The sequence below is a fragment of the Mycobacteroides sp. H001 genome, from assembly GCF_001440005.1.
Classification (GTDB): Bacteria; Actinomycetota; Actinomycetes; order Mycobacteriales; family Mycobacteriaceae; genus Mycobacterium; species Mycobacterium gwanakae.
Map to the genome: position 1 here is coordinate 120,587 of NZ_LJYH01000046.1, position 20,873 is coordinate 141,459.

Consider the following 20,873-nt stretch of genomic DNA (forward strand, 5'->3'; position numbering starts at 1 on the left):
CGTTCTGAAACGACATGTTTTAGGCGGGTGCGCCGAGTTCCGCGAGTGTTTTGCCTTCGTCGACAGATCCGATGAGCCGGTTGCCGACTTTCTCGAAGTTTTCGCCGCCGAAGACCGGTGTGGTCCATACGGTTTGGCAGGTGTTCAGATCGACTGCCGCCTTGATTCCGGGTGACTGATAGGGGTCGAGCCAGATCGCGATGGTGCCGTCTGAGGCGACATAGTCGAGCGGTTGGAGGTGGGCTTTGCAGGTCGGTCCCGCTGTCCCGGTTTGCAGGTCCCATTGCTGCCAGCTCTCGTCTGGGCCTGATTCTCGGGTCTGGATGTACAGCTTGGTGCCGATGGTTCTGAACTTGGTCACCTCGGTGGTGGCCGGGACGCTCAGAACCGGTTGGCCGGTGCTACTGAAGAAGCGCCATCGGCGATTCTTCAGATCGAGGGCGGCGGGCGTTTCGGCGCTCGTGAGTAGATACAGCGTGCCGTCGGCGCGGCCGACCTGGGTGCCGTTGGTGTCGTAGAACAGGACGCCGCTTTTTTGGAGGCCGGTGCTGAATTCGTAGGCGAAGCCCCCGTTGCAGACGGTGGCTTTGTCGAAGGTGGTTCCCGGTGGCGGTTGGGGTGTCAGGTCCCGGCCGTCGGCGACGGAGAACACGCGGTAGCGGGTGTCGGAAGGATTCGCGGCCAGGTTCGGCGCCGCCATGGCCAGGGTCGGTGCGGGGATGTCCTCACCTGACGCGATCTCGGGGCTGGCTGGCACGTCGCTTCCGGGGATATGCCAGGTGAGTTCGCCCTGGGCGCCGATGCCGTAGAGGCCCTGGCCTTTTACCCCGGCGACCAGCCGGGATTCGTTTTTGACGGCACCGAGCTGCCGTAGTTTCGGTTCGGGTCCCGCGCCGCCCGTGCCCGCGTGTCGTAGGTTGCTCGGCCCGGTGAAGGTGATCTTGCCGTGGTCCAGGTCGATGATCCACACGGTGCCCTGTTCGGATGGTTGCTTACCCTGTGCAAGGCACAGCGCGACGCCAGGGCCGTTGCCGTAACAATCACCGATGAGGTTGTAGCCGGGCAAGGTCACCGGGGGGAACGTCAGCGCGCCGGTGGCGGTGTCGACGCCGTAGACCCAGCTGTTCTTCTCCCCGCATTTCTCTCGCGAGCAGCCGACAAGGTAGTAGGCGATCTGACCATTTCTGGCGAACACGCTGCCCGTCGTGGCCTCGGGCGGAAGCCCAATCTCGGCGGCGCTCAGGGTCCAGCCCTTGGGAACGGGCTGGCGGTTCAGCGCGAAGTCGATCAACAACTCGGGGGGTGTGCCAATGCTGCCGGCCTGCACCGGTGTCGGATCGGCGCCCCGGGTGCGCCATACCAGCGCCGTGACGCCGCCCGCGACAATCACTGCCACCACCGCGATCACCAACGCCCAACGGCCCCACCTGCGCGGCTGGCCAACCTTCGGGGCCGGTGGCACCTCGGGTTGATCCCACTGGAACTTTCCCGGCGCCGCAGGCGAATCCGACATCACGTCCTCCCGTTGTTGTTGTCGTAGACACGGCCACTTCGAGCTGTCTAGGCAGGTGCGCCCAGTTCCACGAGTGTTTTGCCTTCGTCGGTGTGTCCGATGAGCCGGGGGCCTACTCTCTCGAAGTATTGGCCGCCGAAGATCGGTGTGGTCCATACGGTTTGGCAGGTGTTCAAATCGACCGCTTCTCTGACTGAGGGTGACTTATAGGAGTCAAGTGAGATCGCTGTGGTGCCGTCTGATGCGAGATAGTCTTGCGGTTGGAGGTGGGCTTTGCAGGTCGGTCCCGCTTTCCCGGTTTGCAGGTCCCATTGCTGCCAGCTCTCGTCCGGGCCGCGTTCTCGGGTCTGGATGTACAACTTGGTGCCGATGGTTCTGAACTTGGTGACCTCGGTGGTGGCGGGGACACTCAGAACCGGTTGGCCGGTGCTACTGAAGAGACGCCATTGCCGTTTCTTCGCGTCGAAGGCGGCGGGGGTTTCGGCGCTCTTGAGTAGATACAGCGTGCCGTCGGCGCGGCCGACCTGGGTGCCGTTGGTGTCGTAGAACAGGACGCCGCTCTTTTGGCCGTCGGTGCTGAATTCGTAAGCGAAGCCCCCGTTGTAGGCGGCGGCTTTGTCGAAGCTGGTCCCTGGTGGCGGTTGGGGTGTTAGGTCCCGACCGTCGGCGACGGAGAACGCACGGTAGGTGCTGTCGGAAGGATTCGCGGCCAGGTTGGGCCCCACCACGGCCACGGGCGATGCGGGGATGTCCTCACCGGACGTGAACTGGGGGCTGTCAACTATATTACTGCCGGGGATATGCCAGGTCAGCTCGCCCTGGGCGCCGATGCCGTAGATGCCCTGGGCCTCTACTCCGGCGACCAGCCAAGAGTCGCTGTCGACGGCGCCGACCTCCTGTAGTTCCGGTTCGGGTCCAACACCTGCGCGCCGCAGGTTGCTCGGCCCAGTGAATGTGATCTTGCCGTGGTCCAGGTCAATGATCCACACGGTGCCCGGGTCCGATCGTTGCTTGCCCTCCGCTAGACACAGGGCGACGCCGGGCCCGTTGCTGTAGCACTCGCCGATGAGTTGGTAGCCGGCCAAGGTCACCGGGGAGAACGTCAGCGCGCCGGTGGCGGAGTCGACGCCGTAGACCCAGCTGGTCGCTTCACCGCATTTCTCTCGCGAGCAGCCGACGAGGTAGTAAGCGATCTGACCATTTCTGGCAAATAGGCGGCCCACAGTGGCCTCGGGCGGAAGCCCAATATCGGCGGTGCTCAACCGCCAGCCTTTGGGAACTGGCTGGCGGTTGAGTGGAAAACCCACCAACAACTCAGGGGGTGTGCCGACACTTCCCGCCTGCACCGGTGCTGGGTCGGCGCCACCGGTGCGCCATACCAGCGCCGTGATACCCGCGGCGACAATCACTGCCACCACCGCGATCACCAACACCCAACGGCCCCATCGGCGTGGTCGACCAGCGGCCGGGATAGGTGGCGGCTCGGGTTGGTCCCACTGGAATTGCCCTGGCGCCGCAGGCGAATCCGGCATTCACATCCTCCCGTTGTTGTTGTCGTAGGCACAGCCACTTCGCGCTGTCATGGCACCGGGGCCGGATCAGACTGGCACACCCGCAGTTCGCCGCCAACAATCCTGAGTTCGAACATCGAGCCCGCGTTCTGCCGGATCACGTTGACCGTCCAGATCGGACCCTTACGGGCAAATCCGGTGACCGCCACGACCTGCATCAATTCCTGCCGATCATGATTGCGCAGATGCTCGATCTCCCGGGCCACCGGCCCGTCGTGGACATCCGGGCAAGACAGGGCCTGCAGGTTGGCCAGGTGCCCGGCGTTGCGTTCCCGGAACCAGACCCGCACGGTGTTCTCCGCGACCGCGCGCGCCTGCTCATCAGTCATTGATTCACTGGCCGCCATCGCCCGCAACGTCGGGCGCTCACCGATGCCCCAAAGCATCAACGCAGTCACCAACAGCGTTACTGAGGTCGCTGCTGCCAGCAACCACACCCACCACCGACCGCCCTCGGGTCGGCTCATCACGACTCTTTCTCCACGTTGCAGATCTTCAAGACGCCGCCCTCCTGCTCTTCCAAGGAGAACACCTGCTTGAAGAAACCACCGGTCCGCTGGGCATCGTCCACCTCGGCGCGAACCGCATCAGTCAAAGGCCGTATCCGGCTGGCGAACCGCACCCAGACCTGCGAACCCTGCTCACGGAACTCGGCAATCGCGTCGGGAAAATAGAGCTTGCCGTCCGAACCGTCACGTTCGATAAAGGTGATCCATTGCGGGACATTGGGTTTGGGGTCCACGCAAGCCAGGGCGCGCATCGCGGCCGTATCACCGCGGTTGTGCGCCTCATACCACCCCACGATCACATCGTGAGCCTGACGCTCACGGGCCGACGGCGCCGGCACCTCGATGATGTCCGCGCGCGGGGGCGGCGACCACGGACGGGCCAGCCCCACCACCACCGCCGTCGCGATCAACGCCCCAACAGTGACCGCGGCCAGCACCCACCGCAACCACCGAAGCCACATTGGCCGCCGAGTTCCTGCAGCGCGGCCACCTGAACCAACCTCGGGAGCCGTCTCGACGGGATCGGCACGCACCGACAACCGTCCGTCCGAATGACACTCGATCGTCAGCCGCCGCCACGGGACACCGGCCTCAGCGGCACGCCGCTGATGCTCGGCCAGGCTGTCGATAACCCCGGCCGGCACCGAAATGGACTGCCGCGCGGAATCGGTGACTGCCTGGGCCACAGCTACCGGTGGCCGGTGCGAGGGCTCGAACTCGCCGTGCACAACACGCCACCCAGTCGGTGCGGCCGTGCACAGCAACACAATGGCCTCTTCGACCAATTCCCGGTCACCGACCGGCACCCCCTGCTGCACAGATCGAAGCCTAACAACAGTCGACCCAGCCACATCTACATCGCGGGCAAATGTCTGCATTGTGTGTGCCCTGTTGGCCTGGCAGTATCTGTCCGATGAGGGGGAATTGTCTTGTTTCTGTATCGGCCTGCGCAATTCGCGTGATGGGCGTGCTTGCGGTCGTGATGCTAAGTGCTGCGACGCTCCCGCCGCCGGCTCACGCCGACGGTTTCGTCCAATGCAGTTTTTCCCTGACGCGCCCGTACATCTATTCCGCTGAGGGCGCGGACTACGTGGGTATTCGGATTGATGCCAGCGACTGCCGCACAAACCTAGGCACGGCGCCTTTGACGTTTGTCGCCGCTGTGACCGGGAGCGGACTACCGCCAGGGAACAAATCCGCGAGTTTCGAAGAGACGCGGTATGTCTCTGACGGTGACAACTTCTCGGTGTTCTTCCCCAACGATGATCGGCGGATCCCGTTGGCCCCGGGGGTGTATTCGACAGCCGGTTCGGTCCAGACATTTCTGCCGGGCTTCCGCGATGTCCGCGATCTGTCTCGCCAGTGCGCAACCTGGCAGTTTCAGGGAGCGACCTGCGGGCCGATCACCCGCGGCTGATCAGGTTGGCCTACAGCATGATTGGTGTTACTGGAGCTTGTCTCGTTCAGCGTTGATCTGGCGTAGTAGGTCCAGTTCGGTCTGCAGATCGGCGATGCGCTGTTGGTGATCGGGCGTGCCAGTGCTGGCAGATCCGTTCAGGTCGGCGACATACCCAGAAGGCTGGGAGGTTGTGGACGCTGGATCGGGTTGTGCCTCAGCCCGCCCCGGGATCACGATTGACTGCAACATCTTGTCGGCCAAGGTTTGTGACTTTGCATCCCACAAAGGGAACAAGAACCCGAGATAGCACGGCAATGCATCGACGATATGGGCCAGCTGGCGCCCGATGGACGCTCCGACTCCCAACGGCAGCCGGGTTTGTTCGGCGATCACCGAGATTCCGACAACCCGTTTGCCCCAAGTTTGACCGGTTCTGCCTTGATTGAAGCCGACATTCCAGATGAGGTAGGCCAGCCCCCCAAGCCAACAGGCAACCATCACCACGATGCCCACCGCGGATGGCCCACCCGCGCTGTAGTGGCCGTGCGAGCCGGACGACGCTTCGGTCATCGTCGCGGGAATGACTACCACACCCACCACGTACAGCAACCCGGCCGGAATGCCGTCGAGCAAGGCCGCACCCACCCGGGACCCCCATGACGCATACGCCGACCTGCCGGTGGCGCCCTGGCCCGCTCGCCCGGAATCTGAAACCTGCTGGCGCGCACCGATACCGGAAATGCCTGCCGCGCACAGCACTGCGAGCATCACCCACACCACGATGTCGAACCGCGGTGAAACGCCGAGCCAATATGTGGCACCGAATGGCCACAGAGAGAAGTAGGTGTTGCCGAGCCAGCTGTAAAGCGCCGTAAGCCCGAGCAATCCGGCGCCAGCCGCTACCAGAAGCCGGTTACGCCACACCAATGCCAGCACGGCACACAGCAGCGCCGATACAGGCAGCCATAACGAGACCCACTCTGGCCAGTACCAGTATTCAGTAAACTCCCACGGCGTCATCAGGAGCAGACAGCTGATCCACACTGCAATCAGTGCCAGCCCGACAACGGAAACCCACCCGATGCCGCGCACTCGACTACCACCCTCCGCAGACGGCGCTATAGAGGCCGGCGGCGCGGCGGATTGCCCGAATGCGCCTACCGTTGGAAAACTCGCGGCGGCCTCGCCGTCGATGGGCTCGTCTCGACAGCGCCGGCTATCGCCTGCCCAGTTGACCGACTCAGATGGTTCAGACATATCCCCCTCCCCTCCAGCGAGAATACTAACCGGGGTGTTCCTACCGCGTAGCCAACCCGGTAGAACACCACCGATGGTTGCTGATGCCTACAACCCACTGCCGACTGCCGCCGCACTCCAGACGTCGGAATTCCACCCGGGAATCAAACTAGGGGACTCCCGAGCTGCCCGTCGCAACTCGGGACGAGTGACACCGAGTAGTCGTGAGTGACACCGAGCAGTGAGGAATCGCGTGCACCGAGACGTGGCTGGTCAGATCCCGGCAGAATCGTCGACGACCAGCACCTGGCGCAGCGGCATGATCGAGCGCCACCTTGGAGGCAACCGGTCGTAGTTCCGCAGCACGAGATCGACCAGCGCCTCGCCGCTAATCAGGCGTAGTCCTTGGCGGTTGCGCTCGATGGCCATGGCGTCGCGGGAGTACGAGCCCAGGGTCACGAACAGGCTCAGCTCGTTCTGCGCCTGGGTGCCGATCAGCCGCTGGACCTCCGGCGCGCCGATGGAGCTGTTTGTGTGCTTGCACTGCACCTTGATCAGGGGCGGCTCGACGCCGAGCGGATCTCGGTGGGCCAGGACGTCGACACCACCGTCCTGCGTGTACGCAGTCACCCGCGCCTCGTAGCCCATCGCGCGCAGCAGGTCCGCGGTAAACTCCTCGAACTCCTGGTGCGAAAGGGACGATTCCAGGCGCTCGAGAACGAAGTCTCTGGTGTGGCGCTCGATCCGACCGGCCCTCGGCTCATCGGCCGCGGCGAGCTCCACTTCGGTCCGGTCGACGGACGGTGCGCCTAGCTGCGCCGGTTCGTGAATACCGAGTTGAGCCAGGAAATCCTCGGCGTGATTGCGGACCCGGAACACAGTCAGCAGGGAACCGATCTCGTACAGCGCGGCCTGGGAGAAGACGGTCCGTGAGACGCCGAGCTTCTCCCACCGGACCGGCCGACGATGTCGGTGCGTGGGCGCATCGGGATGGAACTCGTACGGCCCGGTGACGATACCGATGTTGATCGTGCTGTCCGGTCGGTACGGCGCGACGACCACGTCGCCCTCGCTGATCTCGTCGGCGAACCTCAGCAGAGTGCCCGCCCACGCGGCGATCGCCCGCGGCTTGGTGTCCGGGTACGCCCCTGAGAGCGCGGCCTTCAGCTCCTCACGGGCCAGTCCGACTTCGCGTAGGTCGCCGATGTTGTCCCAGCCGATGCTGACGAACCCGCCGTCGATCAGCTCTGCGCTGAGCGCGTCGTTGTGCACTCCGAAGACGGCCACACGTGGATTCTGCCGTATGTGAGGCCCGGTTCACCGTGAGCCGGACAACGCAGCGCGTTGCCACCGCTCCCCCGCGCGGCCCTGGTACGGCCGCGAAGCGAGATGCAGTCGATACGCTCGCTTCGAGCCGCTGTCAAGCACGAGAAAACCGAGTGCGGCCGAAACTACGCGGCTTAATCCTCAGCGACGACGAGGTGCAGGCAGTCAAGCGGCGGTGCCGATGACTGAAATTGGTGGGCGTGACGTTGGCTAGAGACCGGAACCGTTAGCGTTCGGCATGGAGCATCGGCAAGCTGCCAGTGGGACGGCGTGAACACGCACTCCGACTGCGAGACCTACTCGCCTATGCAGGATTTGCGGCGTGCCGCCGCCTGCTCCCCGTCACCATCCGGCTCCCACTTGCGGCCATCGCTATGGCATAGCGATGGCACGAAATCCGACTCAGGCTGGCGAAATAGGCCCTGAACTGGAACTCCAGGTGTCTTCCAGCATGCGCGGTTTGCACGCCTGGAAGGCGCCGATGCCCAGCACGGTGATTGCGACGAGCAGAAGGCCGAACGGCGCGTACCAACCGCCGGTCACATCATGCAGCACACCAAACAGCAAGGGGCCCAAGCACGCCACGGCATAGCCGACCCCCTGGGTAAACCCGGACAACGCCGCGGAACCGGCAGGCGTGCGGGTACGCAGATTCACCAGCGTCAATCCCAACGGGAAGGTGGACGGCCCGAATCCGAGCGCGATCACCCACACGGCGGTCGCGGTCATCGGCATCCACAACAGCCCGGCAAATCCGACGAGGAAGCAGACCAGGCAGGCCACCACCAGCGGGAACGGGTTACGCATACGGGCAGCCAACGGCGGGATCGTCAGCGTGCCAACGAATCCCACGGCCGAGAAGATGGCCACCATGACGCCTCCCAGCGCGGCACTGCCGCCGGCCGAGGTGAGAATCGCCGGAATCCAGGTGAACATGGAATACGTGACCAGGGACGTCATGCCGAACATACCGGCCATGCCCCACGCCAACGGTGATCGCCAAACATGGCCCACCGCAGAAGGATCCGCATGCGGCTCGGCGGAATGGTCCTCGACATCATGGCCGCGGCGCGCGATGACGACACCGATCCACGGCAGCAGCGCGGCGACCGGAACAAGCACCCAGGCCGCCAGCGAGAATCGCCAACCGTAGGTGTCAGCCAGGGGCACGGCGGTCAACGCCGGAACCGTGGTGCCGATCTGCAACACCGTGAGATAGGAAGCGCTCATCAGCGCGACCCGATGCGAGAAGTACCGCTTGACCAATGGCGGGATCACGACGTTGCCGATGCCCATGCCGAGCAGAGCCAGGCAGGACAGCACCAACAAACCGCCGGTTGAGTTCATCGCGGGCCGCGCCGCCATACCGATCACGGTGGCCACCACCGCGGCGAGTGTCGTGCGCTCCAAACCGAAACGCTCGGTGAGCGCGGGGGTCACCAGTCCCGCGACGGCGAACATGGCCGTCGGCAGCATCCCGAACACACCGATCACCGCAGACCCGAACCCGATCTCGTGTGAGATCTGGGTCAGCAGCGGCGTCAGCGAGGTGACCGCGGAACGAAGGCACAGCGCGAACAACAGGATCGCGACCAGCACCATGAGGCGACCACGGCGCAGCGCGGTCGCCGATACGGCCCGCATCGAATCGTGCGTGGCGGTTCCGGTGTCTTCCGCAGCCGTAGTCAACGTTCATCCTCCTATATGCCCCGGCAAATCATAGGATGAATGGATGAATGGGTTCAAGGTGATTTCCACCGCACGCTACGATGAGCCCTCATGCAGCCGGTCCGTCGCCAAACACTGATTGGCCAGGTCACCGAGCAACTCCGCGAGGAGATTCTGTCGGGACGCTGGGCCATCGGCGCGCGCATTCCGACCGAACCTGAATTGTGCGAGCTCACCGGGACCTCCCGCAACACAATTAGAGAGGCGGTCCAGGCCCTGGTACACGCCGGGATGCTGGAACGGCGCCAGGGGTCCGGAACCTACGTGCTGTCGGTGGGCGGAAGCGGCTCGGCCATAGCCGACTACTTCGCGGCCGCCAATGACCGCGATCTGATCGAACTGCGGCAGACCCTTGAGGTGACCGCCGCCGGGCTCGCCGCCCAGCGACGTGACGAGGATGACATCGAGCACCTCCGCGCCTTGCTGCAACGGCGCAACGCGCTATGGGCGCCCCACCACGTCGCACCCCAGGATGTCGAGGACGCCATCTCCACCGACATCGCGGTACACCGGGCCGTGGTGGCCGCAAGCCACAATGCCCTTTACCTGGAACTTTACGATTCGCTGCTGGGCCTGATGGACCATTACATGCGAGGAAACCCGATAGGCGCGGAGTGCTCGTTCGAGCACGAACACACGATGCTCGTCGAGGCTGTCATCGCCGGCAATATCGACGCCGCCACGACCGCCACCGAGCGGCTCTTCACCGAGCTGAGCCTGCGCCGCCGGAACTTTCCGTCACCGGCACACGACTAGCTGAACGTGAAGATCGTCATCCCGGCAGCAGTCGCGCTGTCCTTGCTCGCCGGTTGTTCGGCGCATGAGTCCACATCCGCCACCCAGGCCACACAGGCTTCAACAGTCACCATCACCGACCAATGGGCCAAGTCCGCTCCCGACGGCTCCATGACCTCGGTGTTCGGCACCGTGCACAACAACGGTTCCAGTGAGGCACGCATTGTGTCCGCCACCTCGCCGGCCGCCCGGTCTGTCGAGCTCCATGAGGTGACTCCCGGCGGGTTGATGCGCCCCAAGGAGGGCGGGGTCGCCATTCCCGCCAACGGCGAGCACAAGCTCTCCCCCGGCGGCGATCACGTCATGCTCATGGGACTGACCACGCCCCTGCGCCCGGGCCAAGACGTCGTCATCACACTGGCCTTCCAGGATGGCTCAACCAAGCCGCTGACCGCCCAGATCCGCGACTTCGCAGGCGGCAACGAAAACTACCAGCCCTGAGCATGACGCGTCGTTCTCTGTCCCGACGGGGACTCATTGTCGGCGGCGGCGCCGCGGCCGCCCTCACCGCGGGCGCCGGGCTCTCGGCGTGGTCGGCCCAATCCCAAGCAGCACGGCCACAGGGCGCCCCTGCTGTCGAACCGTTCCACGGAGAGCATCAGGCCGGAATCAGCACCGCCCCGCAGTCACACGCGTTGTTCCTCGCCCTGGATCTACTACCCGGCAGCAGCACAGACGAACAGTCGACTCGGGAGAATCTGCGATCGGTCTTACGTCTGTGGACCACCGACGCGGCCAGATTGACCCAGGGCCTGCCCGCTCTCGCCGACACCGAGCCGGAATTGGCAACGACCACAGCACGATTGACCATCACGACGGGCTTGGGCCCGTCGGTGTTCGCCAAGGCGGGCCTGGCCAACAGATGTCCCGCCTCGGCACGCGACTTCCCGGCGTTCGCCACCGACAAACTCGACAAACGTTGGTGCGGAGGAGATCTCCTGCTGCAGATTTGCGCCGACGACATGCTGGTGGTGGCGCATGCGGCGCGGGTTCTCTTGAAGAATGTGCGCTCGCTGGCCACCGAGCGCTGGCGCCAGACCGGATTCCGCACACCACGCGCGGAAGACTCCTCGGGGGGCACCATGCGCAACCTCATGGGACAAGTCGACGGCACGGTGAACCCCACCGTGTCCGAGCTCGACACTCTGCTGTGGCACCAGGGCGAGGATCATCAATGGCTCAGGGGTGGAACGCTTTTGGTCCTTCGCAGGATCACCATGGACCTGGACGGATGGGACCAGCTAGACGTCAAGCTCCGCGACCTGGTGATGGGCCGGCGAGCAGCCAACGGTGCGCCACTGACAGGCGAGAAGGAATCCGACGAACCCGACCTGGAGATGACCCGCGGTGGCATCCCCGTAATACCGGCGACCTCACATGTCGCCCTGGCCCGCCACCGCAATCCGCACGAGAAATTCCTGCGCCGTCCATATAACTTCGACGACGCACCGCTGCCGGGCTCTTCGTCGAACTCGGGCCTGATTTTCGCTGCCTATCAACGTGATATCGCCACGCAGTTCGTCCCGGTTCAGCGACGGTTGGCCGAACGCGACGAGTTCAATCAATGGAACACGACGGTCGGATCTGCCGTCTTCGTCATACCGCCGGGCACCACTGAGGACGGATATCTCGGCCGGACACTGCTTGACTAGTGCGTCGCTCACACCCACTTGCAAGTTAGGTTTACCTAAGTTTCAGTGGTGAAGTGAGCTTGATGTCCAGACCAGCACCCACCGAACCCACTGTGAACATCGGCGAGGCCGCGGCCCTCTACGGCCTCAGCCCGTCGACACTGCGGTGGTGGGAGAAGCAGGGCGTCCTGAATTCGCCGATACAGCACAGCGGACGCCGCACCTACACCGAGCGAGACCTGCGGCGCATCGGCATCGCATACCTGTGCTGCATCACCGGGATGATGCCGCTGCGCCAGGCGGCCGTCGTGACATCGCATTCGGCGCAACCCGATACCTGGCGCGTCGCGGTCACCGAACAGGTCGCCGAGATCTCCACGCGTATCGAACAGCTCAATCGTGCACGCGAATACCTGAACCACCTGCTGTCCTGCCAGAACGAGGACATCGTCGATTGCCCCTATCTCGATGGTGAGCTCCGCATCCGCACCCCCCGTGGCCGCGCTGCCGGCAACAACCTGGTGTCCGCGGCGCGCGGCACCTGTTACGAATCTCCTTCAGTTCGTGACGAAATACCCGCCGAGATGCACACGAGCTGCGATTTCTGCGGCTCCAAACTGATCACGCACGGGAAGGGACGGCCTGCACGCTACTGCTCCCCCGCCTGCAAACAGCGCGCCTACCGGCAGCGGCACGGTATGAAATGACGTGTGACCCCGTCCGCGCCTGAATCGCCGGATCCGCTACCGCAGATCGCCCGGGCCCGTTCCATCCTGTTCTCCGCGCCGCCGGCGGGCAGGCGGTGGAGCATCGGCTTACGCGCCGGCGCCGCCGTCGCCATTCCCGGGGCGCTCGTGGTGGCCGCCGGGTATCCGAATGCCGCACTCTATGTCACCTACGGCGCCTTCGCCGTCCTCTACGGCGAGGGACGCCCGTACCGGGTACGTGCCGCCGTCGTCGCCACCGCGGGAGCGGCGCTGCTTCTCATCGCGATGCTCGGCGCCGTCGTCGGCACCCATGCCCCCGGCGGCGTTGCCAACAAGGTGGCCATCATCATCACTCTGACGGCCGTCGCGGTCCCGGTCGTGTACACCGTGGACGCGCTTCGGCTTGGTCCGCCGGGCGCCCTGTTCTTCGTGCTGGTGTGCGGCGGCGCGCTCGGCGCGACCGAATGGGGTGTGGATCCGATCAAGATTCTTGTCTGCGCGAGCCTGGGGGCCGTTGCAGCGGTGGCCGTTTCGATGGTCGGCGCCGCGGTTGACCTTCACAAACCGGAACGTGTCGCCGTGCAGCGGGCAGTCGATGCCGTTGACGGCTACGCACAGCCAGGCAAGGCGACAGTCGACGCACGCCACGCCGCGGGACTCGCGATCTCCTCGGCTTGGACCGCCCTGCACGACGCGGGAATCTCCACCCGATCGGATTCACCCCTGGTGGCCACGATGCTCGACACCCATCGTCGGTTCACCGAGACCGCGGTCGGCACCAAGATGGTGCTCGATCACGTCATCCCGGGCGACCACGTCCTGGTGGTCCGGCCCAGCATTTGGTACCGGCTGCGCCGCTCGGTGCGGTTCCGTTCACACGCCACCATCACCGCCGGACGCGTCGGCATCGCCTGCCTTGGCGCCGGAGTCATCAGTTCCGCTGTCGGGCTGACACGCCCGCAATGGGCGATCCTGAGCGCTCTCGTGATCGTCCATCTGGGTCCGGACCGGCTACACGGAACGGTGCGCGGACTACACCGCTTCGCGGGAACGGTGATCGGGCTCGGCCTCTTCGCAGTGCTGTACCAGCTTTCCCTCACCGGGTACGCGCTCGTCGCCGCCATCGCGACATTGCAGTTCTGCACCGAGCTTTTCCTGCCACGCAACTACGCCGTCGCCGTCATGTTCGTGACGCCCATCGCACTGCTGTCGGCGGGCGTGGTCACCTTGCACGGGTCCGTCACCTCGATCGTGCGCGACCGCCTCGCGGAGACGCTGATCGGCGTCGCCGTCGCCATGGCGTCCATGTATCTGATCGCCCCGCGTGCCCATCGCCAGACCTTCACATTCACCGAGGCCCGGATCCGTCAGGCGGCATTGGCTCTGGTCGCGAGTGCCCGCGTGCAGCCCGCCCACGACGCGGCGTACGCAGAAGCACGCGACCTGTCCTTCGAACTCGAGGGCGCTATCCGGGCCGGCGTGCACAGCGCACACAACGAGCCCGACTGGCTGCAAGCCCATTGGCCCGCACACGCAGCACTCATTCACCACGGATATGACCTGGTGGCCGCCTGCTGGGCTACCCCTCCCGGCGAGATGCTCGCCGACCCAGACCGCTGGGAGCGCTGCTTCAGCGGCAAGGACTGAATTTTGCCGGGCAATCTCGAGGCACATTCGTCAAGATCCCGTCAAGTTCTCATGGTCCCACAATAATGTGACGAGGGTCACATCAGGTGGATACCCTCGGCAAACGCCATGAGTTGACCCGCATCGCTGGTGCCGGTCCTGGCCATCCGGGTGTCAATGTGGTTACGGTCGGACAGTACGAAACCCGAGTTGATACGAAACATGTTGTGGTGATGGTGATTTTTAGTGGTCGATACTGAATTACAGAATGAAAAAGGTTGCACCCCTGTGTGGTCGATTGGCCACCCAACGCAGTCGGATGCCCGCCAGATGTGGCGCATCGCACGCGACTCTGGCGTATTGGACGTCAATTCTTCATATGCATACCTGTTGTGGTGCACCGACTTTCCTTCTACTGCCGCCGTCGCACGCGTTGACGACAAAACAATCGGATTCGTCACCGGATACCTCAGGCCGTCTGGATCACTGATGATCTGGCAGGTCGGGGTCGATGCGGCACACCGTGGAAAAGGACTCGCCGCCAGCATGCTGGCCTGGCTCGCAGACTCTCTCGCCACCCTGCAGGGTGAACCCCTGGTTATGGAAACCACTGTCACACAGTCTAATACCGCTTCGCGTGCGTTATTCGCCGGATTTGCCCGCCGGCGGGATATGGAGCTCACCGAGTCCGCAGGATTCGGCGAGGACCTCTTTCCCGATGCACATGAGGCAGAGCCACTATTGCGGCTCACTCCGCTGGAACCACATAAAACACCCAGCCACAGTGCCTAAAAACATTGGGCCGAAAGGGGATACAGAAATGACCGCCACCTTGCCCGCTCAGGAAGCTGGGCTTCCGAAGGTCATCAACGAACGCGAATCCGAGGTGCGGAGCTATTGCCGTAGCTGGCCCACCACCTTCGCGTCCGCCTCCGGATCCTGGCTCACCGACACCACCGGTGAGCGTTACCTGGACTTCTTCTCAGGTGCGGGCGCGCTCAACTACGGGCATAACAACCCGGTGCTCAAGACCGCCCTCATCGACTACTTGACGACTGACGGTGTGGTGCATGGTCTGGACATGGCCACCGTGGCCAAGCAGCATTTCCTTGAGGAGTTCGAGCGCACCATCCTGGAGCCGCGCGGCATGGACTACAAGGTCCAGTTCCCCGGCCCCACCGGAACCAACGCCGTGGAAGCCGCACTCAAGCTAGCGCGGAACATCACCGGGCGCGAGTCGGTCATCAGCTTCACCAATGCCTTCCACGGAATGACACTGGGATCACTGGCCGTGACGGGAAATTCCATGAAGCGCGCCGGAGCGGGCGTGCCGCTGGTGCACTCCACACCGATGCCGTACGACAACTACTTCGGTGGCGTCACCGAAGATTTCCAATGGTTTGAGAAAGTTCTCGACGACGAAGGCGGCGGACTCAACAAGCCTGCCGCGGTGATCGTCGAAACCGTGCAGGGCGAGGGTGGAGTAAACGTAGCTCGCGCCGAATGGCTGCGTGCGCTGTCAGACCTGTGCCGCGCCCGTGAAATCTTCCTGATCATCGACGACGTCCAGATGGGTTGCGGCCGAACAGGTGCGTTCTTCTCCTTCGAAGACGCGGGCATCCGCCCGGATATCGTGACACTGTCCAAGTCGATCAGCGGATACGGACTGCCGATGGCGCTGACCCTGATCCGGCCCGATCTCGACCAGTGGGCTCCGGGTGAGCACAACGGCACCTTCCGCGGGAACAACCCGGCCTTCGTGACCGCCACCGCAACGCTGCAGAACTATTGGCGGGATAGCACATTCAGCGATGACGTGCGCCGCAAGGGGGACCGACTCCACAGCGAGCTGTCCGCACTGGTCGCCGACGACGACTCGGTAACCGTGCGTGGCCGCGGCATGGTGCAGGGCATTGCCTTTGCCGATGCCGAGCGGGGCTCTCGAGTGAGCAAGGCCGCGTTCGAGCGGAACCTGTTGGTGGAGACTTCGGGCCCCAAGGACGAGGTCGTCAAGCTACTTCCCGCGCTGACCACCACCGACGAGCAGCTCGACATCGGCATCGCCACCTTGCGTGATGCCATCGCGGAATCCGCCTGAGTCCGTAAAGAATCCAATCGATCGAGAGAGGAAACTATCGTGATCGTCCGTACTACCCAGCAGATCACGGGCACCGAACGCGATGTTAGCGGCGAAGGCTGGCATAGCAAGCGGATCGTGCTGGCAGATGACGGAGTCGGGTTCTCCTTCCACGAGACCACCATTGACGCGGGTACTGTCCACGTCTTCCATTACCAGCATCACATCGAGGCGGTGTGGCTTACCGCCGGTACCGGTACATTGACCAACCTGGAGAACGGTGAACTGTTCACACTCGGGCCGGGCAGCATGTATCTGCTCAACGGTAATGAGCGACACCAGCTTTCCGCCGATACCCAGATGCGCATGATGTGTGTGTTCAATCCTCCTGTCACCGGGCGGGAGGTCCACGACGAGTCCGGCGCATACCCTGCCGCGCCTGCGCTCTCATGAGTGCCCCAGCGATCGTCGATCGCTACCCCAGCCGTCTCGAAACCGAACAGCCTCCGATCGTCAGGACGGAGCCTGTGGTGTGGGGCGCCATGGGCGAGGGGCCCCTGGCCCCGCCGGCGCTCACGCAGATGTCTGAGCAGGGATTCCTGATCAGACCGAGCACCGTCGACGATATGACGGTATCCACCCTGCGCAACGAAATCGACAGAGTGCCATCGCAATTGGGCGACGACCCACGGATCATCCGGGAGGCCGGATCGCATGAGGTGCGGTCCATCTTCGAGGCGCACGTCCTGAGCTCGGTAGTCATGGACGTCGCGTGCTCGCCGGGCGTGCTTGACGTCGCCGAGCAGCTACTGGGCGGGCCGGTCTACCTGCATCAATCGCGCATCAATGCGATGCCCGCATTCAGAGGACGCGGCTTCTACTGGCACTCGGATTTCGAGACCTGGCACACCGAAGACGGACTCCCCCAGATGCGCACCGTGTCCTGCTCGATCGCGTTAACCGTCAACGTCGCCTATAACGGGACGCTGCAGGTCATGCCGGGCACCCACCGGACCTTCTACCCATGCGTCGGTGCTACCCCGCACGAAAACCATCGGAAATCTCTGGTGGAGCAAGAGGTTGGCGTTCCATCCACCCACACCCTCGCCGAGGCCGCCCTCACCAGCGGTATCGAACTGTTCCTCGGGCAACCGGGCGATGCGCTGTGGTTCGACTGCAACCTGATGCACGGGTCGGGATCGAACATCAGCCCGTACCCGCGCTCGAACGTCTTCCTGGTGTTCAACTCGGTGGAGAACGCGCCAGAGCGCCCCTTCGCCGGATCGGAGCCTCGTCCGGAGTACATCGCTGCGCGGACATTCACGCCACTCACCGGTCGACCGCCGAGTATTCGCTGATGACGACCGTCGGCCCGGACTTCCAGTCACCCACGGGTCGGCGGCAGTTGCACCGGGCCATCGCGGCATCGGCCATGGGAAACGCCACGGAGTGGTACGACTACGGCGTCTATGCGGCCACAACCACCTTCCTGACTCAGGCGTTCTTCCCCACCCTGGGCACCGCGTTCACGATGCTGGGATATGCGATCTCGTTTCTGCTGCGGCCCCTCGGCGGGATGATCTGGGGCCCATTGGGTGACAGGCTGGGCCGCAAAAGCGTTATGGCCATCACCATCGTGCTGATGGCGTTGTCCACCACACTCATCGGTGTGCTGCCCAGCTGGGCGACTATCGGTGCTGCGGCGCCTGCCCTGATGATCCTGCTGCGGGTCATCCAAGGTTTCTCCACCGGCGGCGAATATGGCGGCGCGGCAACGTTTATGGCCGAGTTCGCGCCCGATAAGAAGCGCGGCAAGTACGGTTCGTTTCTCGAGTTCGGCACCTTGGGCGGTTTTGCAACGGGCGCCGCGTTCGTTCTGGTCCTCGATGCCACCCTCAGCGCGGAGGACATGCACGCCTGGGGCTGGCGCATTCCGTTCCTCATTGCGCTCCCGATGGGCCTCATCGGTTGGTATCTACGGAGCCGCCTCGATGACCCACCCTTGTTCAAGGAGATGCAGGAGCAGGAGCCGCAGGGCCAGGAGACCGCGTTTGAGCGGCTCAAGGATCTGGTGCGTGACTACAAGCGCCCCATGATCGTGATGATGCTGCTGGTCATCGCGCTGAACATCACTAATTACACCCTGCTGAGCTATCAGCCGACCTACCTGAAGACCCGGCTCGGGATGAGTGAGACCGAAGGGCAGATGGTCGTCCTCATCGGAGAAGTCGCCATGATGGCATTTCTGCCGTTCTGCGGCGCACTCTCCGACCGCGTCGGGCGCAAACCCATGTGGTTGTTCTCCCTGATCGGGCTTCTTGTCCTCGCGTTGCCCATGTTCTGGCTCATGGGGCAGGGATTCGCTTGGGCAATAGTCGGTTTCGCGGTACTCGGGTTGCTCTACATACCGCAGCTGTCCACCATTACCGCGACCTTCCCCTGTATGTTTCCCACCCAGGTGCGATACGCGGGCTTTGCGATTTCCTACAACCTCTCGACCGCCGCGTTCGGTGGTACTGCGCCACTGGTGAACGACCTCATGGTCGATGCGACCGGATGGGATCTCTTCCCTGCCGCCTACCTGATGCTGGCCTGCGCCGTCGGGTTATGCGCCCTACCGTTCCTCATCGAGACGGCTGGGGCCTCGATCGCCGGAACAGATATCCCCTGTGCGGATCCCGATGAGGCCGAAACAGCCCCACCGGACGACGTCGCCGTTCGCACCTGACCCCGTCCATACCCCTTAGGTTAGGATGGGCTAAGTACATGGCCCGGATGTCGGCCGGGGCCACGCAGAGCACAAACAAAGGTCACATCAGCATGGGTAGAGGTTTCCAGGGTGCGGTGCTGCGCGGGCTTGGGGCGCGTGATCACGTAGCCACTGTCGTCGGTACCAGTCAGGTCGCGCCGAATTGTGTGCGGCTGACGATGTCGGCGCCCACTCTTTTCGAGGATCTGCTACACACGCCGGCCGAATGGCTGCGGTTCTGGTTCCCCGATCCCGAAGGTGGCGCCACTGAGCATCAGCGGGCGTACACGATCGTCTCCACGGATGCCGAGGCCGGCGAGTTCGCGATCGATGTGGTGATCCACGAGCCCGCCGGGCCCGCCTGCCGGTGGGCGGGGGCGGCCCAGCCCGGAATGACCATTCCGGTAGTGGCTTTCGGCTCGGCGCGTTTTGAGGTTCCCGAGGATCTTCCGGCCGGGTTCCTGCTCATCGGCGATTCGGCGTCCATCCCGGCGATCAACTCCATCCTGGCCGCGCTGCCTGCCGATGTGGATGTCGAGGTCTATCTGGAACGCCACAGCCCCGACGATGAGCTCATCGCGCTGACCGAGCATCCCCGGCGGGTTCTGCATTGGGTGGACCGCACCGACGAAACCTCACTGGCGGGCGCGATCGAGGCACGCGACTGGTCCAACTGGTACGCCTGGGCCGGACCCGAAGCGGGCTCGCTCAAACATCTGCGCAAGCGCCTCAAAGAACAATTCGGATTCCCCAAGGCCGACGTGCATGCCGCGGCCTACTGGACCTTCGGCCGCGCCATGGGCAGCCGCCGCGGAGACACCGACACTCAGCAGGCACCCGTCGCGAAGCCCGCTGCTCCCAAGCCCGTCGCCGAGAATCCTGCCGCTCACTCCGAACCTGCAGTGCCCCAAGGTCGCTGGCGTTCGCAGGCTGCCGGGGAATTGTTGGCGCCGGTCAAGAAGCAGATGATCGCCGGTGGTGTGCTGCAGGCGATCATCACCATGGTCGAGCTGGCGCCGTTCGTGGTGCTCGTGGAGCTCACCCGCCAGCTGCTGGCCGGGGCTGACCAATCCCGCCTATGGCACACCGGATTCATCTTCCTGACGCTGCTGGTACTCGGCGCCGCTCTCGGCGCTGCCCTCACCGTCTGGATGCATGTCGTCGAAATACGGTTCAGCGCCGATGTTCGGCAACGGCTCCTATCGAAGCTTTCCCGGGTTCCGTTGGGGTGGTTCACGCAACGCGGTTCCGGATCGGTCAAGAAGCTGATTCAGGACGACACCTTGTCGCTGCACTATCTGATTACTCACGCGATCCCCGATGCGGTGGCCGCCGTCGTGGGGCCGGTGGCGGTGCTGATCTATCTCTTCGTCGTCGACTGGCGCCTGGCGCTGGTGCTTCTCATCCCTATCCTGATCTACCTCGTGACGACGGCGACCATGATGTTCCAGAGCGGCCCGAAGATCATCGAGGCCTCGCGCTGGAGCGAGCGGATGAGCGGAGAATCGGCCGCCTATCTTGAAGGCCAGCCGGTGATCCGCATTTTCGGCGGAGCCTCAGCGTCCTCGTTCAAACGCAAGCTCGACCTGCATCTCACCTTTCTCAACGAATGGCAGTGGCCGTTCATTGGCAGGAAGACCTTTATGGATCTTGTTACCCGGCCGACGACGTTCCTGTGGTTGATCGCCGGGGCCGGCACGCTGTTGGTCGTCGCGGGGGCCATGGAGCCCACGACCCTGCTGCCATTCCTGGTGCTCGGCACCACCTTCGGCACCCGCCTACTGGGAATCGCGTACGGCCTCGGCGGTATTCGTGGTGGTGTGGAGGCCGCGCGGCATATCGCGGTTGCCCTCGGCGAGACCGAATTGACCGAGCAGGCTTCCGAGGGGCATGCCGGAGAGACGTCCGTGTCGTTTGATGCGGTGACGTTTGGGTATCGGCCGGGGGTGCCGGTTATTCATGGTGTGGATCTGAGGCTGCGGCCGGGCACTGTGACGGCGCTGGTT

General features: G+C 64.0%; 18 protein-coding genes. 11 read left to right on the forward strand and 7 right to left on the reverse strand.

Annotated features, from left to right (window positions below; genetic code table 11):
• Positions 1–19: 19 nt before the first annotated feature.
• The 7 genes from AOT83_RS23275 to AOT83_RS23310 form a co-directional block, all read right to left on the reverse strand.
• The gene (locus tag AOT83_RS23275; protein WP_057963993.1) at positions 20–1,513 is read right to left on the reverse strand and encodes a hypothetical protein; all 1,494 of its coding nucleotides are present in this window, start codon (positions 1,511–1,513) and stop codon (positions 20–22) included.
• A gap of 47 nt (positions 1,514–1,560) precedes the next feature.
• Positions 1,561–3,045 carry a hypothetical protein gene (locus AOT83_RS23280; RefSeq protein WP_131726967.1) on the reverse strand — a complete coding sequence of 495 codons (1,485 nt, stop codon included), beginning with the start codon at positions 3,043–3,045 and terminating at the stop codon, positions 1,561–1,563.
• A gap of 47 nt (positions 3,046–3,092) precedes the next feature.
• Positions 3,093–3,551 (reverse strand): hypothetical protein, encoded by a 459-nt coding sequence (locus AOT83_RS23285; protein ID WP_057963995.1) that lies wholly within the window; start codon positions 3,549–3,551, stop codon positions 3,093–3,095.
• Entirely contained in the window at positions 3,551–4,411 is an 861-nt protein-coding gene (locus AOT83_RS23290) for a hypothetical protein (protein WP_057963996.1), read from the reverse strand. Before AOT83_RS23290 ends, AOT83_RS23285 begins: the two co-directional genes overlap by 1 nt.
• 626 nt (positions 4,412–5,037) lie before the next feature.
• Entirely contained in the window at positions 5,038–6,249 is a 1,212-nt protein-coding gene (locus AOT83_RS23300; RefSeq protein WP_081343725.1) for an RDD family protein, read from the reverse strand.
• Between the two features lie 252 nt (positions 6,250–6,501).
• A complete protein-coding gene (locus AOT83_RS23305) occupies positions 6,502–7,515 on the reverse strand; it encodes a restriction endonuclease (protein WP_057963999.1) in 1,014 nt (337 codons plus the stop codon).
• A gap of 441 nt (positions 7,516–7,956) precedes the next feature.
• Complete coding sequence (locus AOT83_RS23310) at positions 7,957–9,198, reverse strand: MFS transporter (protein ID WP_057964014.1); 1,242 nt, start codon at positions 9,196–9,198, stop codon at positions 7,957–7,959.
• A 135-nt stretch (positions 9,199–9,333) separates the two neighbouring features.
• On the opposite strand from AOT83_RS23310, the gene AOT83_RS23315 reads away from it, so the two are divergent.
• The 11 genes from AOT83_RS23315 to AOT83_RS23365 form a co-directional block, all read left to right on the forward strand.
• Positions 9,334–10,038: a FadR/GntR family transcriptional regulator gene (locus tag AOT83_RS23315; RefSeq protein ID WP_030098112.1), complete on the forward strand. Its 705-nt coding sequence runs from the start codon at positions 9,334–9,336 to the stop codon at positions 10,036–10,038.
• Between the two features lie 6 nt (positions 10,039–10,044).
• Positions 10,045–10,518, forward strand: a complete 474-nt coding sequence (locus AOT83_RS23320; RefSeq protein ID WP_030098113.1) for a copper chaperone PCu(A)C — start codon at positions 10,045–10,047, stop codon at positions 10,516–10,518.
• A 2-nt stretch (positions 10,519–10,520) separates the two neighbouring features.
• Positions 10,521–11,729, forward strand: coding sequence for a Dyp-type peroxidase (locus tag AOT83_RS23325; protein ID WP_057964000.1), 1,209 nt, complete (start codon positions 10,521–10,523; stop codon positions 11,727–11,729).
• A gap of 62 nt (positions 11,730–11,791) precedes the next feature.
• Positions 11,792–12,415, forward strand: a complete 624-nt coding sequence (locus AOT83_RS23330) for a MerR family transcriptional regulator (protein WP_057964001.1) — start codon at positions 11,792–11,794, stop codon at positions 12,413–12,415.
• Between the two features lie 3 nt (positions 12,416–12,418).
• Positions 12,419–14,062 carry an FUSC family protein gene (locus tag AOT83_RS23335; protein ID WP_057964002.1) on the forward strand — a complete coding sequence of 548 codons (1,644 nt, stop codon included), beginning with the start codon at positions 12,419–12,421 and terminating at the stop codon, positions 14,060–14,062.
• A 309-nt stretch (positions 14,063–14,371) separates the two neighbouring features.
• The gene (ectA, locus tag AOT83_RS23340) at positions 14,372–14,833 is read left to right on the forward strand and encodes a diaminobutyrate acetyltransferase (protein WP_057964003.1); all 462 of its coding nucleotides are present in this window, start codon (positions 14,372–14,374) and stop codon (positions 14,831–14,833) included.
• A 28-nt stretch (positions 14,834–14,861) separates the two neighbouring features.
• Entirely contained in the window at positions 14,862–16,139 is a 1,278-nt protein-coding gene (gene ectB / locus AOT83_RS23345; RefSeq protein WP_030098118.1) for a diaminobutyrate--2-oxoglutarate transaminase, read from the forward strand.
• Between the two features lie 39 nt (positions 16,140–16,178).
• Positions 16,179–16,571, forward strand: a complete 393-nt coding sequence (locus tag AOT83_RS23350; protein WP_030098119.1) for an ectoine synthase — start codon at positions 16,179–16,181, stop codon at positions 16,569–16,571.
• Positions 16,568–17,476 carry an ectoine hydroxylase gene (gene thpD, locus AOT83_RS23355; RefSeq protein WP_030098120.1) on the forward strand — a complete coding sequence of 303 codons (909 nt, stop codon included), beginning with the start codon at positions 16,568–16,570 and terminating at the stop codon, positions 17,474–17,476. Before AOT83_RS23350 ends, thpD begins: the two co-directional genes overlap by 4 nt.
• A gap of 74 nt (positions 17,477–17,550) precedes the next feature.
• Positions 17,551–18,846: an MFS transporter gene (locus tag AOT83_RS23360; protein WP_057964015.1), complete on the forward strand. Its 1,296-nt coding sequence runs from the start codon at positions 17,551–17,553 to the stop codon at positions 18,844–18,846.
• 92 nt (positions 18,847–18,938) lie between these two features.
• Positions 18,939–20,873 (forward strand): SIP domain-containing protein (locus tag AOT83_RS23365; protein WP_057980051.1); only part of this gene is annotated, 1,935 nt, incomplete at its 3' end.